The organism is Nocardia sp. CNS-044 (assembly GCF_059570515.1).
Map to the genome: position 1 here is coordinate 785,908 of NZ_JCANSX010000005.1, position 19,888 is coordinate 805,795.

Here is a 19,888-nt window from a genome sequence, read left to right on the forward strand (position 1 = left end):
TCGTCCGGTCAGCCTATCCCGTGCTCGCACGGCGTTCGCGTGTATGGACGCCGTTCAGTTCTTGCGAACACCGTTCGGTGACCGTACAGTGTTCGGAAGAACGCACGCCGTACGGAACGGCTATTCGAAAGGGCTTCCGATGAAAACGACCGACCTCGCGGAGGCGACCGCGACCAGCCGCGACCCGCGGCGCTGGCTGATCCTGATCGTGTTGTGCCTGAGCACCCTGGTGCTGGTCATCGACAACATGGTGTTGAACGTGGCCATCCCGCAGATCGCCACCGACCTCGGCGCGAGCGCCCAGGACATCCAGTGGATCATCGACTCCTACATCCTGGTGTTCGCCGGGCTGCTGCTCACCTCGGGCAGCCTGTCCGACAAGTTCGGCCGCAGGCTGGTGATGATCATCGGCCTCGCGTTGTTCGGCGCGGCCTCGGTCCTCGCGGCCTTCGCGACGACGCCCGAACTGCTGATCGCGGGCCGGGTGGTGATGGGCATCGGCGGCGCGCTCATCATGCCGAGCACTCTGTCGATCCTGATCACCGTCTTCGACGAGGACGAGCGGCCCAAGGCGATCGCGGCGTGGAGCGCGGTCGCGGTGGTCGGCATGGTCGGCGGACCGGTGACCGGCGGGCTGCTGCTCGATCACTTCTGGTGGGGTTCGGTGTTCGTGCTGAACGTGCCGGTCGTGGTGCTGGCGATCGTGGCCGCGATGGTGCTGATGCCGGAGTCGAAGGGCCCGTGGCGCAAGCCGGATCTGCCGGGCATGGTGCTGTCCATCGTCGGCATGACCGCGCTGGTCTGGACGATCATCATGGTTCCGACGCACGGCTTCACCGACAGCGGCACCCTTACCGCGGGCGCCGTCGCCGTGATCTGCTTGGCGGGCTTCGTGATTCGCGAACTGACCACCGATTCGCCGATGGTGCCGCTCGGGCTGTTCGGCAACCGGGTCTTCACCGGATCGAGCTTCTCGCTGGTGCTGCTCACCTTCGCCAACGGCGGCCTGCTGCTCGCGCTCACCCAGTACTTGCAATTCGTGCTCGACTACACGCCGACCGAGACCGCCTTCGCGTTCACCCCGATGGCCGTGGCCGTGCTGGCGTTCAACGGACTCGGTGCCACCTTGGCGAGCAAGGTCGGCAACCGCAGCATCACCGCCGTCGGCCTCACCGTGACCGCCGCGGGCTTCGGACTGCTCACCCTGCTGGAGCCCACCTCGAGCTTCTGGCTGCCCGCGCTCGCGATGGCCGTCATGGGCAGCGGCTTCGGTCTGGCGATGCCCGCCACGATCGGCGCGCTGATGGGCGCGGTGCCCGGCGAGCACGCGGGCGTCGGCTCCGCGCTCAACGACACCATCCAGCAGGCAGGCGCGGCTCTCGGCGTCGCGGTGCTCGGCGCGGTGCTGTCGACCACCTACTCCGACGCGATGCCCGCCGAGGCACCGGAATCCGGCCGCGAGTCCATCTCCGACGCGTTGGCCATCAGCACCGCCACCGGCGACACCGGCCTGGCCGCCGCCGCCCGAGACGCCTTCACCTCCGGCATGTCGACCACCTTCATCGTCGCCGCCTGCTCGGTCCTCTGCGCCGCCGCCCTGTCCCTGGTCCTGCTGCGCGAACGCAAGCCGGACACCGACGCGGATGTCCTGGACTCGGACGAGTCCGCCGAGGTTCTCGCCGAATCACGCTGAGCGACGGCAGAACCGCGGAACAACGCCGAGCAGCCACGCCACCGACGAAAGTCGGCTCAGCAGAACCGCAGAAAGGTGCGCACCCGTACGGTGCGCACCTTTCGCGTTCTCGCAGTGCAGTTTTGCAACACCGCGCCGATGCCCGACCTCAACCGTCAGGGTCGCTCGAATTCGCCCTCCCGCACGCCCGCGGTGAAGGCATCCCACTCGCCGGGAGTGAAAACCAGTGCCGGGCCAGTGGGGTTCTTGCTATCGCGCACACCAACCGCGTCATCGACGAACGCGACCTCGACGCAGTCTTGGCCCCCGCCGCTGTAGCTGCTCTTGAACCACTCCGCTCCGGACAGGTCAACGCTCACTCTCGAACTCCCTTGCTACCTCGCGCAACAGGTCACGTGTTGGCCGTGTGTCCAGCGCCGCTCGCCGGATGGCGCTGTACGCCTCACGGTACCCGTTTACGTCCTTGGTCTTCTCGAAGTACATCGCGCCCGTGAACGCTTCCGCGTAGACCAATGTCGGCTCGTTGGCGGCCCCCTTACTCGCTCGTCCGAAATCCAAGATGGTGAATGGTCCGGTCGGCAAGCCGACTGGCAGCCCCGCGCGGAAGGGCAGCACTCGAATCTCGATGTTCGGTCGTGTGCTCAGGTCTGCGATGTGTCGCAACTGGGCCGCCATGATCTTCGGGCTGCCCACCGATGTCCGCAGCACCGACTCGTGAAGTGTCGCCTGAAAGTTCGCCGGTTGCGTTCGCCGGGTGATGACGCCTTGTCGGCGCAGCCGCAACTCGACCCGCTTGTCGAGCTCTGCGTCTGTGTCGTCGGGGAAGTACAGGCGGTCGAGCGTCCGCGCGTAATCGGCGGTTTGCAGAAGGCCTGGGACGGCGGAGGGCTTGAACAGCGTCATCTCGTGCGCCGAAGACTCCAGTCCCATGTACACATCGAAGTTCGGCGAGATGAAGGAACCGTAGTCGTGCCACCAGTTCTTGACTGCCGCTTGCTCGGCTAGCGCCGTCAGGTCGGCGACTTGCTCGCGGTCGAGCTGGTAGATCTCACCGAGCAAGGCGATGTCGTGCGTCCGAATGCGCTCGGTCTGTCCTTTCTCCAGGCGCTGCAAGCTCGACTTGCCCCACTCCATGAGCTTCGCGGCGTCGATCAGTGTCATGCCGATGGATTCGCGCGCCTCCCGTAAGTACCGTCCTAGTTGACGACGCGGCAGGGTGCTGTCGGCCTCTGCCATGCCTTCCCCCTTCGGGTCGTTGTGTGTTCCCGTGCCGGGAAATGTTCGCACCGGCTCTGGTCATTGCGCTGGGGAAACGCGCGATTCTTCTGGGTTCCCAAAATGTCGTTCCCATCGCGCCGCCGAAAAAGGTGAGCTGAATCGGCGTCCGGTAGAGGCTGCTCCCGAACCCTCTCCTCACGGCCTCATCCCGAGTCGGCGGACCCGACAACACTCGGGCCGGGCGCACCCCAACTCTTCGACGTGAGCAGAGGTCTAAACGCATGGACCAGATGGCTTTCGGGGACACGCCCGCGTCCCGCTGCATGTACTACCGGCGGGTGTGCGATCTGCCCGCCGTGCTCGACCCGCCCGCGCTCGGGCGCATCGTCGTCACCGCGTCGCACGTGTGGGCGTTGATCGTGCCCGCGCGCTTGGGGCAGGCGGTGAAAACCCAGATGCGCCAACGCGGGAACGAGGTGGGTCCGGTGCTGTCGCATCCGCGTTCGAAGCGCTGGTCGTTCCTGATCCGGCCCGATCTGCCCGACGACGTACGCCTGTTCGCGGAGATGTTCCGGCTGGACGTGTCCGTGGTGCGTACCGGCGGAACGATCGCATTGCCCTCACCGGCCGACGAGTGCGCGATGTTCCGGTGCTGGGTCGAGCTTCCGCGCTCGCGGTTCCGGCCGTCCGGGCTGGTCGTGGTCGATGCGATCCGGGCGTGCGCGGGACAGGCCGGGCGTTGGGCCGTTCCGGATGGCGTGAGCGTGGGCAGCTGGACAGCGTCGGGTGGCGAAAAACCGTGAGTAGCAACGGTTCTCCGCTGCCGAGCGAACCGGACGTCGTGCTGAGCGTGTTTCTGCACGGTGCGCACTTCCAGTTCGCCGCGTGTCTCACGGCCGCGTTGTTGTTCGTGCAGGAACACCAGGCCCGGCATTACGTGGACGCGGTCACGGTGCGGCTGGCGGATACCGCCGGCCTACCGCGCCTGCCGTGCGAACGCCTGTATCTGGGGCCGTGAGCCCGAACCGTCGTGCCGAACGGAGGTCCGGCCCGAGGGCGCGAGCGTTCTGGGCATCGGGCGCCGTGAGCGGTGTGCCCGGAGCGGGGCTCCGGTTCGCCGACGGGCGGCGGATCGACTCCGAGGTAGACCTGGCCGGGTAGACGGCCAGGTTGCGTTTCACTACAGGAGACCCCACCAGTACAGCACTGCGGCAAGGATCCAGACCACCACGGTTTCCATCGTCGCTCCAATCATCGATCGCAACGATTCCATCATCGCTCGCGCGGCGGGGAAGTGTTAGCAAATCCGGATCTACCAGGCACTTCTCCCATACAAGGTGTTCTTAAGTGCGCGGCAAGACGCGGGCCGCATTGTTTGTGTCAACACCGGTTCGACCGGAACCCCGGACCTCACGAAGGACGCACAGACGATGATCGGCAAGCTGACCACCGCCCTCGCTCTCTCCGCCACCAGCGCCGCGCTCGTGTTCGGCGCGGGCGCCGCCTCGGCCGACACCGGCGTCCCCGGCGTCGCGCTCACCGGTCAGGCGACCTGCACGCACAAGGACGACCGGATCGAGATCGAGATCGCCGCCCCGATCGTCTACGCGCAGCCCGGCTACCGTCCCGGCGAGCACCAGCAGATCCGGTACCGCACCGTCGTCTACGACGCCGCCCAGCACACGCTGGCCAGCGCGGGGGAGTGGGAGAAGGGCAAGGCCACCGACACCAAGCCCGCCGAGATGGACGACACCAAGGTCAAGGTGCTGCGCAACGACCCGAACGCCTACCAGGTGGTGCAGCAGATCGAGTGGCTGGCGCCGGACGGGGAGAACCCGGTCGCCAGCGCCGACCTCGCCGCCACCGGATACCTGATCAAGGACGGCCGTACCGAACTCGGCACGTTCGAGTACTGCCAGTAACCAGGGGGAAGGGGGAAACACGCCACCACCGGGGGTGGGGAACCGGGCACGACCTGTCCAACGAGGGGTGGACAGGTCGGGCCCCGGATACAACCCGGCCGGGTCGGTCCACGAGGGGTGACCGATCTGGCCGGATCTCCTCCGGCGGCGCCATCGACGGCTCTTCCTGGAGCTGGTGGGCGAAGGAGGATCGCCCCCTGCCGAAGGTAACCGTCCGGTCGCAGGCCTGGAGTCCCACCCGAAGGTATGGGCGGGCCGGTTCACGAGGGGTAACCGGCCCGCCCCATCGTTGTCACTTCGGTGAATCGCGTTCACGGTAAGTTCGTTTGCGGCGTCGAACGCGCGGCTGTCAGTCTGGATGGATGGAACGATCGGTCACCCCGACCGGGCCTGCCTATCGCCTGCTGGCCCTCGATCACGAGATGCAGTTGAGCGCCGCCGAAAAGCGGCTGCTCGACGAGTTCGTCACCATCTTCGAGCCCGAAACCGTTGTGGGCTACCTGTTTTCGTCGTACGAGGCGTTCAGCGCGCGGGCCACGGTGACGCTGTACCTGCCGACCCTCGCGGAGAAGTTCGCCCGCCAGCAACTGGAAGCCAGGGCGAAGCTGGAAGGCAAAGTGGCGCAAGCCCGTCCGACCGTCTTGTTCTTGTGCACCCACAACGCGGGCCGTTCCCAGATCGCCCTCGGCTTCTTCACCCATCTCGCTCGCGGCCGCGCGGTGGCTTGGTCGGGCGGCTCGGAGCCGAGTTCCCGGCTCAATCCGGCCGCTGTCGCCGCGATGGCCGAGGTCGGCATCGACATCTCGGAGGAGTATCCGAAACCGTGGACCGAGGAGATCGTTCGCGCCGCCGACGTCATCGTGACGATGGGCTGTGGGGACACCTGCCCGCTGGTGCCGGGCCCGCGCTACGTGGAATGGATCATCGAGGACCCGGCCGGATTGGAGCTCGAGGACGTGCGGCCCATCCGGGACGACGTGGGGCAGCGGGTCGAGGGTCTGCTCGCGGAACTCGGTGTGCCGGTCCGCTAGGCGTACCTCCGCTCTCGCTCCGGCCATGCGCGGGCGATCGACGGACTGCGTCGTTCGTGCGTACCTCCGCCTTCGCTTCGGCCATGGGCCGCTACGGACGGACTGCGTCCGGCTGCGCAGCGTAATCGGGCAGATCGTAGGACTCGGTGGCGGTGAGCATCCGCATCATCAGCGGCTTCATCACCTTGGCGGTCATCAACCGCGCCACCGCGCGCCCCGCGCGGATGCCGAGCCGGGTCTTCGGAGTCATCGCACGCAGACCACCGGGCGGCAGCTCCTGTGCCTTGGCGACGAAGGGGCGCAGCACCTCCTCGTAGCGGACCAGTGCGCGCTCCGGATCGTCTGCGCGCGAGGCGATTTCACCGGCGAGCACGTACGCGCCCACCAGCGCCATGGCGGTGCCCTGCCCGGTCAGCGGTGAGCCGCAGTAGCCGGCGTCACCGAGCAGGGCGACGCGGCCGCGGATCCAGCTCGGCATGTCGATGCGGGCCAGTTCGTCGAAGTAGAAGTCCTCGGCCTCGGCCATCGCGGCGCAGATGGCGGCCGAATGCCAACCGCCGCCCGCGAGTCGCTCCCTGATCAGTCGCTGTTGCGCCGCGAGATCTCGGCGCAGCGCCGGATCGGCGGCGCCGCGCAGTATGACGATCGCCTTGCAGGTCGCGGGGTCGGCGTCCGGTCGCAGTCCGATGCCGGTCGCGCCGACCAATGAATGCATCGAGAACCAGTGCGGCTCGGTGTTTTCCGGCGTCGGCATGGTGAAGAACGACATGTACCCGCCCAGGTAGGTCGCGAAGTCCTGCTCCGGCCCGAACACCAACCGCCTTGTCGCGGAATGCAATCCGTCGGCGCCGATCAGGATGTCGAAGCGCTCGACGGCGCCCGAGGCGAAGGTGACGTCGACTCCCGCCGCGTCCTGCACGATCTCGGTGATCCACTCGCCGTAGCGGTAGTCGACACCGCCCGCCTCCGCCAGCGCGTCGAGCAGGGCCTGATTGAGATCGCCCCTGGTGATCTCGATTTCGGCGACACCGCCCTTGCCGTCGAACAACTCGGCGGGCACGCGCAGTTCCTCGCGGCCCGCGTGGTCGAGGTAGAGCATGCCGCGTTCATCCAGCTGGCGGGCCTGAATGCCCGGCAGCAGTCCCATTCGCTCGGCGACCTCGCGGCTCGGTCCGCGCAGGTCGACCGCCTGCCCGCCGGGGCGCGGCGCGTCCGCCCGCTCGACGACGGTGGCGCGGATGCCCGCGCGGAGCAGTTGCAGCGCAACGGCATTGCCGCCGATGCCGCCGCCGCTGATCAGCACGCGGAGGGAGTTGGTGGTGGGGGTGATGCTCATGTCGGCGCTCCTGGTTCGAATGTCTTAGACAAATGTCTAACAGAGAAGTTGCACATTTGTCTAGTACAAATGTCTGAACGTCCGAAAGCGAAGACGCCGACGGCCCGGCAGCGGGTCGGCTGCCGGGCCATCGGGAGGAGGGCGCGATCAGTTCGCGGCGTTCAGATACGCCTTCCAGCCGCCGAACTCGGTGATGTCGGTGGCCGTCAGTGCCGCGTCGTAGGTGCACGCGAAACCGACCACGGACCGTCGGTCGGCGAGTTCGATGCTGGTCAACGCCATGGGCGGGGGCAGTTCCGCCAGGAAGCCGCCGAGCCCGGCGCGCGAGACGGTGAACAACTCGCCGAGGATCGGCGCGCCGAGGCCCGCGCCGTGCCGGACCAGTCCCGGCTTGGCGGGGACGGTGTCGAGTGCGGTCAGCCGATAGGCATCGGTGGTGTGGATCTCTCCGGCGAACCGGGCGCCGATCCGCTCGAGCTGCCAGTGCAGCGGTTGCCCGCGCAGGTGCGCGCCGAATACGGCGAGCTGCACCCCGCCCTCGACCAGCAGCGGTGCGTGCGCGAGTCCGCCGATGCGGGCGGCGATGTCGATCGCGACCTGATCGCCGAAGGCCGGCGTCACCACCATCACCCCGAAGGGAGTGCCCGCGGCGGTCGGTTGGCCGGGAACGGCGACGGCCGCCATGTCCAGCAGGTTGCAGAAGTTGGTGTAGGTCCCCATGCGGCGGTTGATGCCGATCGGATCAGCCTGCACCGCCGCGATACTCGGGTGTTCGGTGGTGGTCGGGAGCAGCAGTGCGTCGCAGTCGCGAAGCAGCAGCGCGGCTCTCGCTCGCGTGCGCGTCAGCGCGTCGAGATCGGCGGCGAAAGCGGGGCCGGTGGTGGACTCGGCCGCGCCGATGATGGCCGCCACCGTGGGATCCGCGTCCGCCGGACCGGTCGCCAGGAATTGCCCCACGGCGGCATAGCGTTCCGCGACGATCGCGCCGTCGTACAGCAGCAGCGCCGCCTCGAGCAGCGGCGAGATGTCCAGTTCGACCGTCTCGATGCCGGAATCAGCCACGGCGGCAACGGTTCTGGCGAAGGCGTCGCGGTATTCGTCGCTCAGGGCGGCAAGGTCGGCGGCTCGCGGCACCGCGACACGCGGGGTCTGCGGCGCGGCGAGCCGCACATCCGCGGGCCAGTCGCGGCTGCGCGGATCGTCCGCTTCGGGACCCGCCATCACGGCCGCCGCGGCGACCGCCCGGTCGAGATCCGCGGCGAACACCGTGACGGCGTCGTAGTCCGCGCAGGCCGGGACTACGCCGTGCGCCGGGATGATTCCCAGGGTGGCCTTGATGCCGACGATGCCGTGCAGCGCGGCGGGCACCCGGCCCGACCCGGCCGTGTCGGTGCCGACGCCGATGTCGACGAGGCCGAGCGCGACCGCGACCGCCGAACCCGAGGACGAGCCGCCGGAGATCAGCTCGGGATGCTCGGCATGCCGCACCGCGCCGTACGGGCTCCTGGTGCCGACCAGGCCGGTGGCGAACTGGTCCAGGTTCGTCTTGCCGAGCACGATGGCGCCGGCCGCTTGGAGTCGGGCTACCGACACCGCGGTAAGCGTTGCGGCATAAGCGAATTCGGGACAGGCTGCGGTAGTGGGCAGTCCCGCCACGTCGATGTTGTCCTTGACCGCCACGAGCTGCCCGGCCAGCGGTAATGTCTCGCCTGCCGCCAGCCGACGTTCCACTTCGGCGGCGTCGGCGGCGGTCTCGTGCTCGGGGCGCAGCGTGATCCACACTTCGGGGCGGTCCACCTCGGCGATGCGCCGATACGCGGCCGCGACCCGCGCGGTGGGCGAATCCCGCTGGATGCCAACGACGCCTGCGATCATTCGTCCACTCCGATCACTGCTAGCGGGGTACCCGGGGCCACTTTGGCGCCGGGCGCGGTCAGCACCCTGAGCACCGTGCCAGCGCCCGGGCTGTGCACGGGCAGCTCCAGCTTCATGGCTTCCAGGATGGCGACCGGCGCGCCTGCGTCGAGCCGCTGCCCTTCCTCGACCTCGACCCGCCACACATTGCCGATCATCGGCGCTGTCACGATGGCCGCGTCGGCGGGCAGCCCGGCCAACGGGTCCGTCACGGATTCGGGCTCCTCCGGTTCCGTTGTCGTACGCTCGAACTCGCCCGCCGCGTGCCACGCCCGCTTCTCGGCTTCGAACGCTGCCGTCTGCTTGGCCTCGAATTCCGCGATGGATTCCGCGTTCTCGGCGAGCAATCGCAGATGATCGGCCAGCGCGAAGGTTCCTTCGCTCACCTCGGCGTCGAACCGGCCCGCGGCCGCCGCCGCGCGATGCTCGAGCAGCTCCTCGGGACTCACCGGCTCCCAGACGATGCGGTCGAAGAACCGGAACAGCCACGGGGTGCCCGGCTCGAAGGGCGCGGACTGCCGATAGCTGGACCAGATCGGCACGGTCCGGCCGATCAGCTGGTAGCCGCCGGGGGATGCCATGCCGTACACGCACAGGTACTTGCCGCCGATGCCGACCGCGTCGGAGGGGGTCCAGGTGCGCGCCGGGTTGTACTTGGTGGTCACCAGGCGGTGCCGCGGATCGAGCGGAACCGCGAGCGGCGCACCCAGATACACGTCGCCGAGGCCGAGCACCAGGTACTCGGCGTCGAACACGGTGTCGCGCACTTGCTCGACGCTGTCGAGACCGTTGATGCGCCTGATGAATTCGACATTCGACGGAAGCCACGGCGCGGTGTCGCGGACGCCGCTGCGGTAGCGGTCGATCGCTTCGGTGATGGAGGGGTCGTCGAAGGAGAGCGGCAGCCGGATGGTGCGGCTCGGCACCGCGAGATCGTGCGTGGCGGGCAGCTCCGATTCCAGCTCGACCAGCGTGCCCAGCAACCGGCGCTGAGCAAGCACGTCGGGGTCGAAGTGGATGTGCAGCGAACGGACGCCCGGGGTCACGTCCACGATGCCGGGCAGACCGGCCGCGGCCAACGCCTCGGCGAGCGCGTGCACCCGCATGCGCAGACCGAGATCCAGCACCATCTCGCCGTATTCGACGAGGATGTTGTCGTCGCCGCCGCGCAGATACGCTACCGGCGGTCGCTCGTCGTCCCCGGCTGCCGAGCCGAGGACGCCGCGATCGCCGAGTGCGTCGCTGGTGGCGGCGACTGTCGCCGTCGCGCGCCGGTTGTCGGAACGGCGCAGCGCGGTGGCCTCGGCGTCGTCGACCGGCACGAACCGGACCGTGTCGCCGGGACGGAGCTGGCCGAGTTTCCACCGGTGCGCCGAGATCACGGTGATCGGGCAGGCGAAACCGCCGAGGCTCGGTCCGTCCGGGCCCAGCAGGATAGGGGTGTCGCCCGAGACGTTGAGCGCGCCGACGCTGTAGGGGTTGTCGTGCAGATTCGACGGGTGCAGGCCGGCATCGCCGCCGTCAGCCCGCGACCAGCTCGGCTTGGGGCCCTCGAGGCGGATGCCGGTGCGATTGGCGTGGCTGCCGACCCGCCACGGGTGCGCCGCGAACTGCTCCATGTCCGCGTCGGTGAAGTAGGCGGGGGCGGTCTGCGGGCCGATGCCGACGGCCAGCTGCCACTCGTGGGTGAACTCGGGGCGGGTCGGAGCGGGAGCCGGTTCGGTGAGTCCCGCGCGGTCGGCGACGATGTGCAGAACCTCCCCCGTCGCAACGGCTTTGCCCGTGGTGCCGCCGAATCCGCCGAGGGTGAACGTGGACGCGCTGCCGTGGTAGAGCGGGGCGTCGAGGCCGCCGCGCACGGCGAGATAGGTGCGCAGGCCCGCGTCGTTCGGTGCGCCGATGTCCAGCACCGAACCGGCGCGGAGCGTGATCGGTTCCCACATCGGTGCGGGCTCGTCGTCGACGGTGATCGGTGCGTCCGCGCCGGTTACGCAGACCACCGTGGTGGTGGCGAAGCGCAGTCTCGGGCCTTGCAGCGTGCACTCCAGGGCTGGTACGCCCGGCGGGTTGCCGACGGCGGCGTTGGCCAGGGTGAACGAGAGGTCGTCCATCGGGCCGGACGGCGGGATTCCGACCTCCCACAAACCGAGGCGGCCGGGGTGATCCTGGATGGTGGTCATGGTGCCGCCCCGCAGCACGTCGATGCGTGGTGCGATGGGTTGGATGTCGGCGAGCGTGCCCGTGACGTGGGACGCCGAGCGGACGAGCGAATCCGTTGCCGCGGCGTGCAATTGGGCGAGATTCGTCTGTACCCCGTGGATTCGGGTCGCGGCGAGGGCGTCGGCCAGTTCGGTGAAGGCCGCGTCGCGAGTGGGACCGGCGGCGATCACCTTGGCCAGCAGGGGGTCGTAGTACGGGCTCACCTCGGTGCCGGTGTCCACCCAAGTGTCGACGCGCACGTCGGCGGGGAATTCGGCCGCCGTGATCAGTCCGGCGCTCGGCTGGTAGTCCTGACCGGGATCCTCGGCGTAGACGCGGGCCTCGACGGCCCAACCCGACTGTGCCGGACCGGCTTTCGGCAGACCGTCGAGCATCGTGGCATCACCGCCCGCGAGCCGCAGCATCCATTCGACCAGGTCGACGCCGGTGATCGCCTCGGTCACCGGGTGTTCCACCTGGAGCCTGGTGTTCATCTCCAGGAACGAGGCTTCGCCGCGTTCGGCGTCGTAGACGAATTCCACCGTGCCCGCCGAGCGGTAGCCGACCGACTCGGCCAATGCTCTCGATGCGGAGAGCAATTGGTCGGTCAGCTCCGCGCTGAGGCCGGGTGCGGGCGCTTCCTCGATCACCTTCTGATTGCGGCGTTGCAGGGAGCAGTCCCTGGTGCCGAGGCTGACCACCCTGCCGTGCCCGTCGCCGAAGAGTTGCACCTCGACGTGCCTCGCGCGGGCGACGAAACGCTCCAGAAAGACGCCTGTCGAGGAGAAGTTCGTCGCGGCGAGGCGCTGGACGCGCAAGTATGCCGCGCGAAGTTCTTCCGCGGTGAGACAGCTCTGCATGCCGATACCGCCACCGCCGCCGACTGCCTTGAGCATGACCGGAAAACCGATCCGCTCGGCCTCGGCCACCGCGTGATCGGCCGAATCCAGCAGGCCGCTACCGGGAATCAACGGCACGCCGACGCGTTTCGCGGCCTCGCGCGCGGTGTGCTTGTCGCCGAAGATCCGCAGCTGCTCCGGCGTCGGGCCGACGAACGCGATGCCAGCATCGGCTACCGCGGCGGCGAAATCCGCATTCTCCGAGAGGAATCCGTATCCCGGGTGGATCGCGCCCGCACCGGTCGCGAGCGCCGCCTCGATCACCAGGTCGGCGCGCAGATACGACTCGGCGGCCTGCGCCGGGCCGAGCCGGACCGCGGCGTCGGCGGCCGCCACATGCGGCGCGGCGGCGTCGGCGTCGGAGTAAACGGCGACGGTCTTCAGGCCAAGCGCCTTCGCGGTGCGCAGCACCCGGCCCGCGATCTCGCCGCGATTCGCGACGAGCACAGTATCGAACTCCACCGTGCACTCCCTATTCAGTTGCCATCGACATCGCCGCGATGGCGCGGGTGACCCGCTCCAAAACGACATCCAGTGATTCCCCGATATGGGTGTGCAGCAGGCGATACGCCAGCGGCAGGTCGTCGGCGAGCACCGCGTCGAGGATCGCGAGATGCTCGGTGATCGTGGTCTCGATCCGGTTGTTGACCATGAAGTCGTACATGCGCACGTGCCGGATGCGGGAGTTCACCGATTGCAGCGCGCGCACCAATTCGGCGTTGCCCGCCGCGGTGAGCAGGGTGACGTGGAATTCCTCGTCGCGCACCACGAAACCCGGTTCCTGTTCCGGCGGAGCGGCCTGGAGCTCGAGCCAGCTCGCCCGCTCGGCCTCCAGCAGGGCATGGTCGTGGCGCACCGCCGGATTGCCGATGGCGCGCTGAATACCTCCTAGTTCCAAAGTGATTCGCAACTCGTACAGATCGCGAATGAGCGGGATGCTCGGCCGCACCGGGCTGAACCCGTACTCCTCGCGGCGCAACAGACCGTCCGAGCAGAGTACGGTGAGCGCCTCGCGGATCGGCGTACGCGAAATGCCGAAGCGCGCGGACAATTTCGGCTCGGTGAGCCGCTCCCCGAACTTGATGTCCCCGTTCATCAGCTCATCGCGCAACGCCGCGTAAACCATGTCCCGCAACGGCCGTCCCGCCGCATCAGCCGCCGTGGCCACCCTTGTCGACATGCGTGTATACGCTATGGATCTCGCGTTTCCCCCATGTGTCCGCAAGTTATCAAGCGGTAAGCGTCTCCTCACCGCCCGCCGGCCACCACCCTACTGCCGCTCAGGAGCGCGCCGGCTCGGCCCGCAGCCCGGGATACGGATCGATGATCCGCGGATCGCGCATATCATGCGGATGCGCCGGAGCAGCCAGGGTCGGCACTCGGGGCGCGGGTAGATGTTGGCCAGCACCTCGGTGCCGGTCGCATCGAGCTCCGCGTCACTCGGTCATTTGTCGATGGCGCATCGCAGGCAAATGTTCACCGGAGGCGCGGATCGGCTGGGAGCAGACTGCAACAGCGGGCTACACGGGGATGTCGTCGGCGTCATATCGGACAGCGAAGCTGGGTGTAGCCCCGGTACCGGGGACGATGCCGTTCCCTCATCGGCACGCCACCGGCCGCGCCTTCGGGTGGCGCCCCGGCGCCGGGGTGTAGGCCCCTGTCGCTGGGAGGAAGCTATGGACGCCTCCGTGTTCTTCGGATTGCTCGCGCTGGTGTGTGGGTTGCTCGCGGTGATCGCCGCGACCATCTGGTGGCCGGTGCCGGGCCAGCCATCCGACGACGAGCTGCCGCTAGTCGATGCCGAACGGCGTGGCTTAGCGGGCGATTCCGCTCGGCAGTGGGTGGGCCGGGTCGATCGCCCGCGTCATCAGCGCCTCGTCGGGCGCCTCGATACTCGGGGCGATGCCGTACCGCGAGGCCCGGTCGAAGCCGAACCGCGGGCAATACGTCGGATGGCATAGCCACCACGCCGCGACACCGCGAGCGCGGCGCGAACGGCGATCGAGCCCGCGCCCGCGCGACGGAATACGCAATCGGTCGAGTCCGAGACTCGCCGGAGCGACGCGCCGACGAATCCGGACATTCTTCGGGACATGCTGCGCGACAGGGTATTTGACCGACCGCATCGCCGAGTGTGTGCACACCTCCCGTCGAGGGGCGGTGGACTCTGGTCCAGACACCGCGCCCAGAAGGGAGGTGGTGGGGGAATGGCGAAGCATCGCCGGAAGAAGAGCAAGGCCCCGGTCGATTACGGCATCCTGTTGGTAGCAGCTGTCGTGACCGCCGGGGCGCTCTCTCTGGTCCGCCGAGTGCGGGCTAGGTAACCCACCCGGGTGGGGCGTCGTAACCCGCGGCGCTCCACCCTCTCGGCATCACCGAAGTGACGCCACGAACTATACCGTCTCGCCGTAGCCCCTGTCTCGAAAGCGATCTCGGCGGAATCAGCGCGTCAGCGAAGTCCTTCGAGCAGGTCGCGCATCAGTTCGGTGGCCTGGGGGCGGCCGTCGTCCACCTCGGTGAGGGTCAGTGAGAGTTCGGTGAGGGCGCCGTAGAACGCGCTGGCGAGCAACTCGGCGGGGTAGGGCTTGATCAGCTGGTCGGCCAGGAGGGTTCGGACGGCATCGAGCACCAAGCCGCCGAGATGCTGCCGATCGAGTTCGCGCCAGCGCTGCCAGCCGAGCGCGATGGGCCCGTCCATCAGCACGATCTTGCGGTAGTCGGGGTCGGCGCAGACGTCGAGAAACGCGCCGATGCCGCGCTCGGCCTGTTCGAGCGGATCCGAGCCCGACGCCGTCGCCTCGCGTATCCGTTGCGCCGCTTGGCTTTCCAATTCGTCGAAGACCGCCTCGAAGAGGCCGCGCTTGCCGTCGAAGTGATGGTAGAGCGCGCCTCGGGTGAGCCCGGCGGTCCGGACCAGCTCTTCGGCCGAGAGCTTGGCGTAGTCGCGCTCGACGAACAGCCGCCGTCCGGTGTCGAGCAACGTCTGGCGGGTGTTCTCGGCGTATTTGTCCCGCATGGTCTTGACAGGCTCCATACATAAGGGATATCACATACGCAATGAATCTCGAATACACGGTGTATGAAAGCAGGTCGGGATGGTGCAATCGACGGACGTCGTAGTCGTCGGGGCGGGTGTGGCCGGGTTGGTGGCCGCTAGCGAGCTGGTCCGCGCCGGGAAGGAGGTGCTGGTCCTGGAGGCGCGGGACCGAGTCGGCGGACGGCTGCGCAACGAAGACCTGCTCGACGGCGTCCCGATCGAGATGGGCGGGCAGTGGGTCGGTCCGGGGCAGGAGCGGGTGCTCGGTTTGATCGCCGAACTCGGGCTGTCCACGTTCCCGACCCATGTCGCCGGACAGAACATCGGCGAGTTCGGCGGAAAGCGCGCGGTCTTCAGCGGCCGGATTCCCAAGTTGAACCCGGTGGCGCTGGCCGACATCGGGCAGGCGCAGCTGCGGCTGGATCGGGTGGCGCGCGCGGTCGCCGCACGCGACCCGTGGCTCGCCGACCAGGCCGACAAGCTGGACGGGCAGACCTTCGCGACCTGGGTGAACAGGCACGCCTACACACCAACGGGACGCGCTTTCCTGCGGCTGGTCACCGAGGCGGTGTTCTCCGCCGAACCGGAGGACATGTCCGCGCTGTGGGCGGCGTTCTACGTGGGAGCGGCGGGCGGTCTCGACGCGCTGATCAATACCGATGGCGGCGCGCAACAGGACCGCGTGGTCGGCGGAAGTCAGCGGATCGCCCTCGAGCTGGCCGCGGCACTCGGCGAGCGGGTCGTTCTCGACGCTCCGGTGACGGAGGTGACCTGGAGCGACGACGAGTTGCGGATCTCGGCCGGGCACACCGCTGTGCGGGCCCGGCGGGCGGTGATCGCGGTGCCGCCGCCGCTCGCCGCGCGGATCCGCTACCTGCCCGGGCTTCCCGGTGGGCGCGATCAGCTGGTTCAGCGCATGCCGATGGGGCGGGTCATCAAATTCAATGTCGCGTATCGGGACCCGTTCTGGCGGGCGCAGGGTTTCAGCGGCCAGGCCAACAGCGATACGCGGCCGGTGGGCACGGTCTTCGACAACACCCCGCCGGACGGCGCGCCCGGCGTGCTGGTCGGGTTCTTCGAAGGCAAGCACGCCGACGTCGCGTCCCGGTTGTCTCCCGAAGCGCGCCGAGCTCAGGTGCTGAAAGATCTCGTCGGCTACTTCGGCCCCGCGGCGGCCGACCCGATCGCGTACCTGGAACGCGACTGGGCCGAGGAGGAGTACAGCCGCGGCTGCTACGGAGCTTTCGCGACACCGTCCACCCTCACCCGCTTCGGCCCCGCGCTGCGCACCCCCATCGGACCGCTGCACTGGGCGGGCACCGAGACCGCCACCCGCTGGCCCGGATACATCGATGGCGCGGTGGAGTCGGGGGAGCGGGCCGCGGGCGAAGTGCTCGCCGCGCTGGAACGCAGCGGTGAATCGACTCGACGACCGGCGGCAGCAGCCGAGAAGGGCTGAGACCGGACTGGGAGGCATGTCGACCGGAAAAGATAGAGGCCCTGACCGTCGAAACGGTCAGGGCCTCTGTCGTGTCTCAACCACACGAGTCGGGGTGACAGGATTTGAACCTGCGACCTCTTCGTCCCGAACGAAGCGCGCTACCAAGCTGCGCCACACCCCGTGAAGCGAACCTGGAGTAGCTTACAACAGGGAAGGTCCAGACGTTAAACCGGCAGGTCAATCAGCTTTCGTAGGAGCGAACGCTGCGGAAGATCCGCTTCGCGGCCTCGGCGTCGACGGCGTTCGGGACGCCGGTGTCGGCCGCGATCACCATGACGAAGCTGCCGATGTCGGCGCCGGTGGCGAAGGTGTACACCGAGTACTCGGTGGCGCAGCCGGGCTTCGCGTCGGTGATGGCGCCCCGGGTCTCGACGAACGTGCCGTGCTGAGCGCCGTCGAGAGAGTCCAGTGGCTGCGGGACGCCGGGGACACCGCCGCCGGGCGCGTTGGGGTAGGCGATCTTCGCCGTCTTCGTGCCGAGTTCGGTCGCGGCGCCGACGGTATCGGTGTTGTCCGAGCCGGTGACGAACGCCACGGTGCGCGTCGAACCGGGGCAGTAGTCCTTGCCCTCGGTCGCGTAACCCTTCCCGCCGACAGCATTGGGCGGCTTGCCGAAGCCCCCGGAGTCGCCGACGGTCCAGTCGGCGGGCACGTCGTACGCGGCGCCGCTCTCGGGCGCTACGACGACCTGGTAACCCGCCACCACCGGCGGCCCCGCGTTCGTCTCCTGCCGCCGCGCCGGAGCTCGCGTACCGGACGAGGTGGTCAGCGCGCTCACCATCGACGGCGTCCCGTCCGCGCTGGCCTCCTCCGGCCCGCCCGCGACGACCACGGCAGCCGCGCCCGCCGCCAACACCGTCGCAGCGACGCCGATCCCGACCCAGGCCCGCGCGCCTCCCGAGCCGGACCGAGGGGATTCGGTCACCCACTGCGAAACCGACCCGCCCGCGGTGGTCCACTGCGGAGTCGAACCGTCCGCGGGCATGTGCGGCGCCGCATCCGGCGCAGGCGACCAACCGCCGAGGTTCTGCTGCGGCGCGATACCCGGAGTGGGCAGATTGAGCCCACCCATCCGGTCGTGCGCCCGTCCGGTCAGATTGATGTGCGGCTCGATCCCGCGCCGGGCTTCCGGTGATCCCGCGGTGGACCGCATGCCCGGGGTGATGTCGCCGGGGGCGTGCGGAACCCGCGGCCCCGCCGCGAAAACGGACTCGCCCGGCGCTGCGGGTTCGACGGGCGAAGATGGCTGGTCCGCTTCAGGATTCGGCGCTGTTGCACCGCGGAAGTCGGGGTGGACCTGCGCCGCCGTCGTCTGAACGGTTGGCTGGCCCGTCAGAGGATTCGGCGCTGTTGCACCGCGGAAGGCGGGATGGCCCTGCGCCGCCGCCGTCTGAACGGGCGAAGACGACTGGGCCGCTGAAGGACTCGGCGCCGTTGTACCGCGGAACCCGGGTCGGTCCTGCTCCGTCGCTGCCGTCTGGACGGGAAAAGACGACTGGCTCGTTGGAGGATTCGGCGCGGTCGCACTGCGGAACTCGGGTCCGCGCTGCTCCGCCGCAGACGACGGGACGAGCGAACTCTGGTGGGCCACTGATGGATTCGGCGTGGTCGCACCGCCGAACTCCGGTCGGCCATGCTCCGTCGCCGAAGCGTGGTCAGGTGCGCCGGGCATGCCGATGACGGCGGATTCGGTGCGCGGGTCGTCGAATCCTCTGCTCAAAGTCGTCCCCTAGTCGACTGATTCAAGTTTCGGCACGCGACCCTACCGGGTCGGCACCAGACGGCTCACGCCCGGTAAGCGCGGATAACCCCTGCGCTGCTCGAGATATGCGCCCCCCGCCTGCGCTACGGCCATGCGGAACCCAAGGGCGACCCTGCGCTTCGGCCGCGCGGTCTGTAGACAAACCTAGGCTCCGCCGCCTGAGGACGACCTGTGTTCGGCCATGCGCGGCCTGTGAGTGGACTCCGTCCGACGGTGGCGCCCCGACGAACCGCCGCGCTCCGGCCAATGCGCAGGCAGTGGACGAGCGTTGCTCCGGCCGCGCGCGAGCCGAGGGCGACCCTGCGCTTCGGCCGCGCGGGCTGTGGACGAACTAGTGCTCTGCCATGCACAGGCTGTCGACGGACCTTCGTCCGCCTGTGGGCCGCCTACGGAAGCGTCAGCGGGACACGGTCTCCGAAGTCGACAGCCCGTGATTGCTCTCGGCGGTCGGACGCTTCGGCGGTGCGGCGACGAGGGTGAGCAGAGTGGCTTCGGGGCGGCAGCAGAAGCGGTAGGGCGCCCACGGCGAGGTGCCGATGCCCGCGGAGACGTGCAGCTGCGTGTGCTCGCCCCACTTCGACGGACCCTTCACGCGCGACTTGTCGATGCCGCAGTTGGTGACCAGCGCGCCGTAACCGGGCAGCACCAGTTGGCCGCCGTGGGTGTGGCCGGCCAGCACCAGGTCGTAGCCGTCGTCGGCGAAGCGGTCCAGCACCCGCGGTTCGGGCGAGTGGGTGAGGCCGATGCGCAGATCGGCGAGAGGGTTCGGGGGGCCCGCGACCGTGTCGTACCGGTCGCGCTGCAGGTGCGGGTCGTCGACGCCCGCGGTGGCGATCCGGACGCCCGCCACCTCGAGGTCGCGGCGCACGTGGGTGAGGTCGAGCCAACCGCGTTCGGTGAACGCCGCCCGGAGGTCCTTCCACGGCAGCGGCGCGCCGAAGACGCGGCGGTGGTCCTTCTTGAAGTACTTCAGCGGGTTCTTCGGCACCGGAGCGAAGTAGTCGTTGCTGCCGAAAACGAAAAGGCCCGGGCGGGAGAGCAACCCGCCGAGGGCCTGAACCACCGCGGGCACCGACTTCTGGTGCGAGAGGTTGTCGCCGGTGTTGACGACCAGGTCCGGCTCCAGCCGATCCAGTTCACGCAGCCACTGCTGCTTGAGCTTCTGACCGGGCATCATGTGCAGATCGCTGATGTGCAGCACCCGTAGGCTCGACGAACCGGGCGGCAGCACCGGCATGGTCGCCTCGCGCAGGACGAACGCGTTGCGTTCGATCAGCGAGGCGTAGCCGATTCCGGCTACCGCGGCCCCGGTGGCTCCAAGCGCGGTTCGGCGGACGGCGGCGGTCGAGATCACGGGCATTTGCCCAGCATAGGTG

General features: G+C 68.8%; 15 protein-coding genes and 1 tRNA gene. 6 read left to right on the forward strand and 10 right to left on the reverse strand.

Features of this window, described 5'->3' with window-relative positions:
* Positions 1-139: 139 nt before the first annotated feature.
* Positions 140-1,693 (forward strand): MFS transporter, encoded by a 1,554-nt coding sequence (locus T333_RS04570; protein ID WP_496423744.1) that lies wholly within the window; start codon positions 140-142, stop codon positions 1,691-1,693.
* Positions 1,694-1,848: 155 nt separating this feature from the next.
* On the opposite strand, the gene T333_RS04575 is transcribed toward T333_RS04570, so the two are convergent.
* Both T333_RS04575 and T333_RS04580 read right to left on the reverse strand, forming a co-directional pair.
* A complete protein-coding gene (locus T333_RS04575; protein WP_357255717.1) occupies positions 1,849-2,052 on the reverse strand; it encodes a DUF397 domain-containing protein in 204 nt (67 codons plus the stop codon).
* Entirely contained in the window at positions 2,042-2,929 is an 888-nt protein-coding gene (locus tag T333_RS04580; RefSeq protein ID WP_496423745.1) for a helix-turn-helix domain-containing protein, read from the reverse strand. Before T333_RS04580 ends, T333_RS04575 begins: the two co-directional genes overlap by 11 nt.
* 263 nt (positions 2,930-3,192) lie before the next feature.
* Here T333_RS04580 and T333_RS04585 point away from each other — a divergent pair, with 263 nt between their 5' ends.
* From T333_RS04585 to T333_RS04600, 4 genes are all read left to right on the forward strand, one after another.
* The gene (locus T333_RS04585; protein ID WP_357255713.1) at positions 3,193-3,714 is read left to right on the forward strand and encodes a DNA-directed RNA polymerase subunit beta; all 522 of its coding nucleotides are present in this window, start codon (positions 3,193-3,195) and stop codon (positions 3,712-3,714) included.
* Positions 3,711-3,929 carry a hypothetical protein gene (locus T333_RS04590; RefSeq protein WP_354997992.1) on the forward strand — a complete coding sequence of 73 codons (219 nt, stop codon included), beginning with the start codon at positions 3,711-3,713 and terminating at the stop codon, positions 3,927-3,929. Before T333_RS04585 ends, T333_RS04590 begins: the two co-directional genes overlap by 4 nt.
* Positions 3,930-4,341: 412 nt before the next feature.
* Positions 4,342-4,833 (forward strand): hypothetical protein, encoded by a 492-nt coding sequence (locus tag T333_RS04595; RefSeq protein WP_357255709.1) that lies wholly within the window; start codon positions 4,342-4,344, stop codon positions 4,831-4,833.
* Between the two features lie 362 nt (positions 4,834-5,195).
* The gene (locus T333_RS04600) at positions 5,196-5,864 is read left to right on the forward strand and encodes an arsenate reductase ArsC (protein ID WP_496423746.1); all 669 of its coding nucleotides are present in this window, start codon (positions 5,196-5,198) and stop codon (positions 5,862-5,864) included.
* Between the two features lie 91 nt (positions 5,865-5,955).
* Here the strand turns inward: T333_RS04600 and T333_RS04605 are convergent, their stop codons facing one another.
* The 5 genes from T333_RS04605 to T333_RS04625 form a co-directional block, all read right to left on the reverse strand.
* The gene (locus T333_RS04605; RefSeq protein WP_496423747.1) at positions 5,956-7,200 is read right to left on the reverse strand and encodes an FAD-dependent monooxygenase; all 1,245 of its coding nucleotides are present in this window, start codon (positions 7,198-7,200) and stop codon (positions 5,956-5,958) included.
* 147 nt (positions 7,201-7,347) lie between these two features.
* A complete protein-coding gene (atzF, locus tag T333_RS04610; RefSeq protein ID WP_496423748.1) occupies positions 7,348-9,075 on the reverse strand; it encodes an allophanate hydrolase in 1,728 nt (575 codons plus the stop codon).
* Positions 9,072-12,674, reverse strand: coding sequence for an urea carboxylase (gene uca / locus T333_RS04615; protein ID WP_496423749.1), 3,603 nt, complete (start codon positions 12,672-12,674; stop codon positions 9,072-9,074). The genes atzF and uca overlap by 4 nt, the downstream gene beginning before the upstream one ends.
* A gap of 10 nt (positions 12,675-12,684) precedes the next feature.
* On the reverse strand, positions 12,685-13,392 hold the full coding sequence (locus tag T333_RS04620; protein ID WP_354997987.1) for a GntR family transcriptional regulator: 708 nt from the start codon (positions 13,390-13,392) through the stop codon (positions 12,685-12,687).
* A gap of 1,269 nt (positions 13,393-14,661) precedes the next feature.
* Positions 14,662-15,246, reverse strand: a complete 585-nt coding sequence (locus T333_RS04625) for a TetR/AcrR family transcriptional regulator (RefSeq protein WP_357255698.1) — start codon at positions 15,244-15,246, stop codon at positions 14,662-14,664.
* A 61-nt stretch (positions 15,247-15,307) separates the two neighbouring features.
* Between T333_RS04625 and T333_RS04630 the strand changes: the two genes are divergently transcribed.
* Complete coding sequence (locus T333_RS04630) at positions 15,308-16,708, forward strand: flavin monoamine oxidase family protein (protein WP_496423750.1); 1,401 nt, start codon at positions 15,308-15,310, stop codon at positions 16,706-16,708.
* A gap of 89 nt (positions 16,709-16,797) precedes the next feature.
* On the opposite strand, the gene T333_RS04635 is transcribed toward T333_RS04630, so the two are convergent.
* From T333_RS04635 to T333_RS04645, 3 genes are all read right to left on the reverse strand, one after another.
* Positions 16,798-16,871, reverse strand: a tRNA-Pro gene (locus tag T333_RS04635).
* Between the two features lie 60 nt (positions 16,872-16,931).
* On the reverse strand, positions 16,932-17,903 hold the full coding sequence (locus T333_RS04640; protein ID WP_496423751.1) for a DUF8017 domain-containing protein: 972 nt from the start codon (positions 17,901-17,903) through the stop codon (positions 16,932-16,934).
* Between the two features lie 1,006 nt (positions 17,904-18,909).
* The gene (locus tag T333_RS04645) at positions 18,910-19,872 is read right to left on the reverse strand and encodes a metallophosphoesterase (RefSeq protein WP_354997982.1); all 963 of its coding nucleotides are present in this window, start codon (positions 19,870-19,872) and stop codon (positions 18,910-18,912) included.
* Positions 19,873-19,888: the final 16 nt, after the last annotated feature.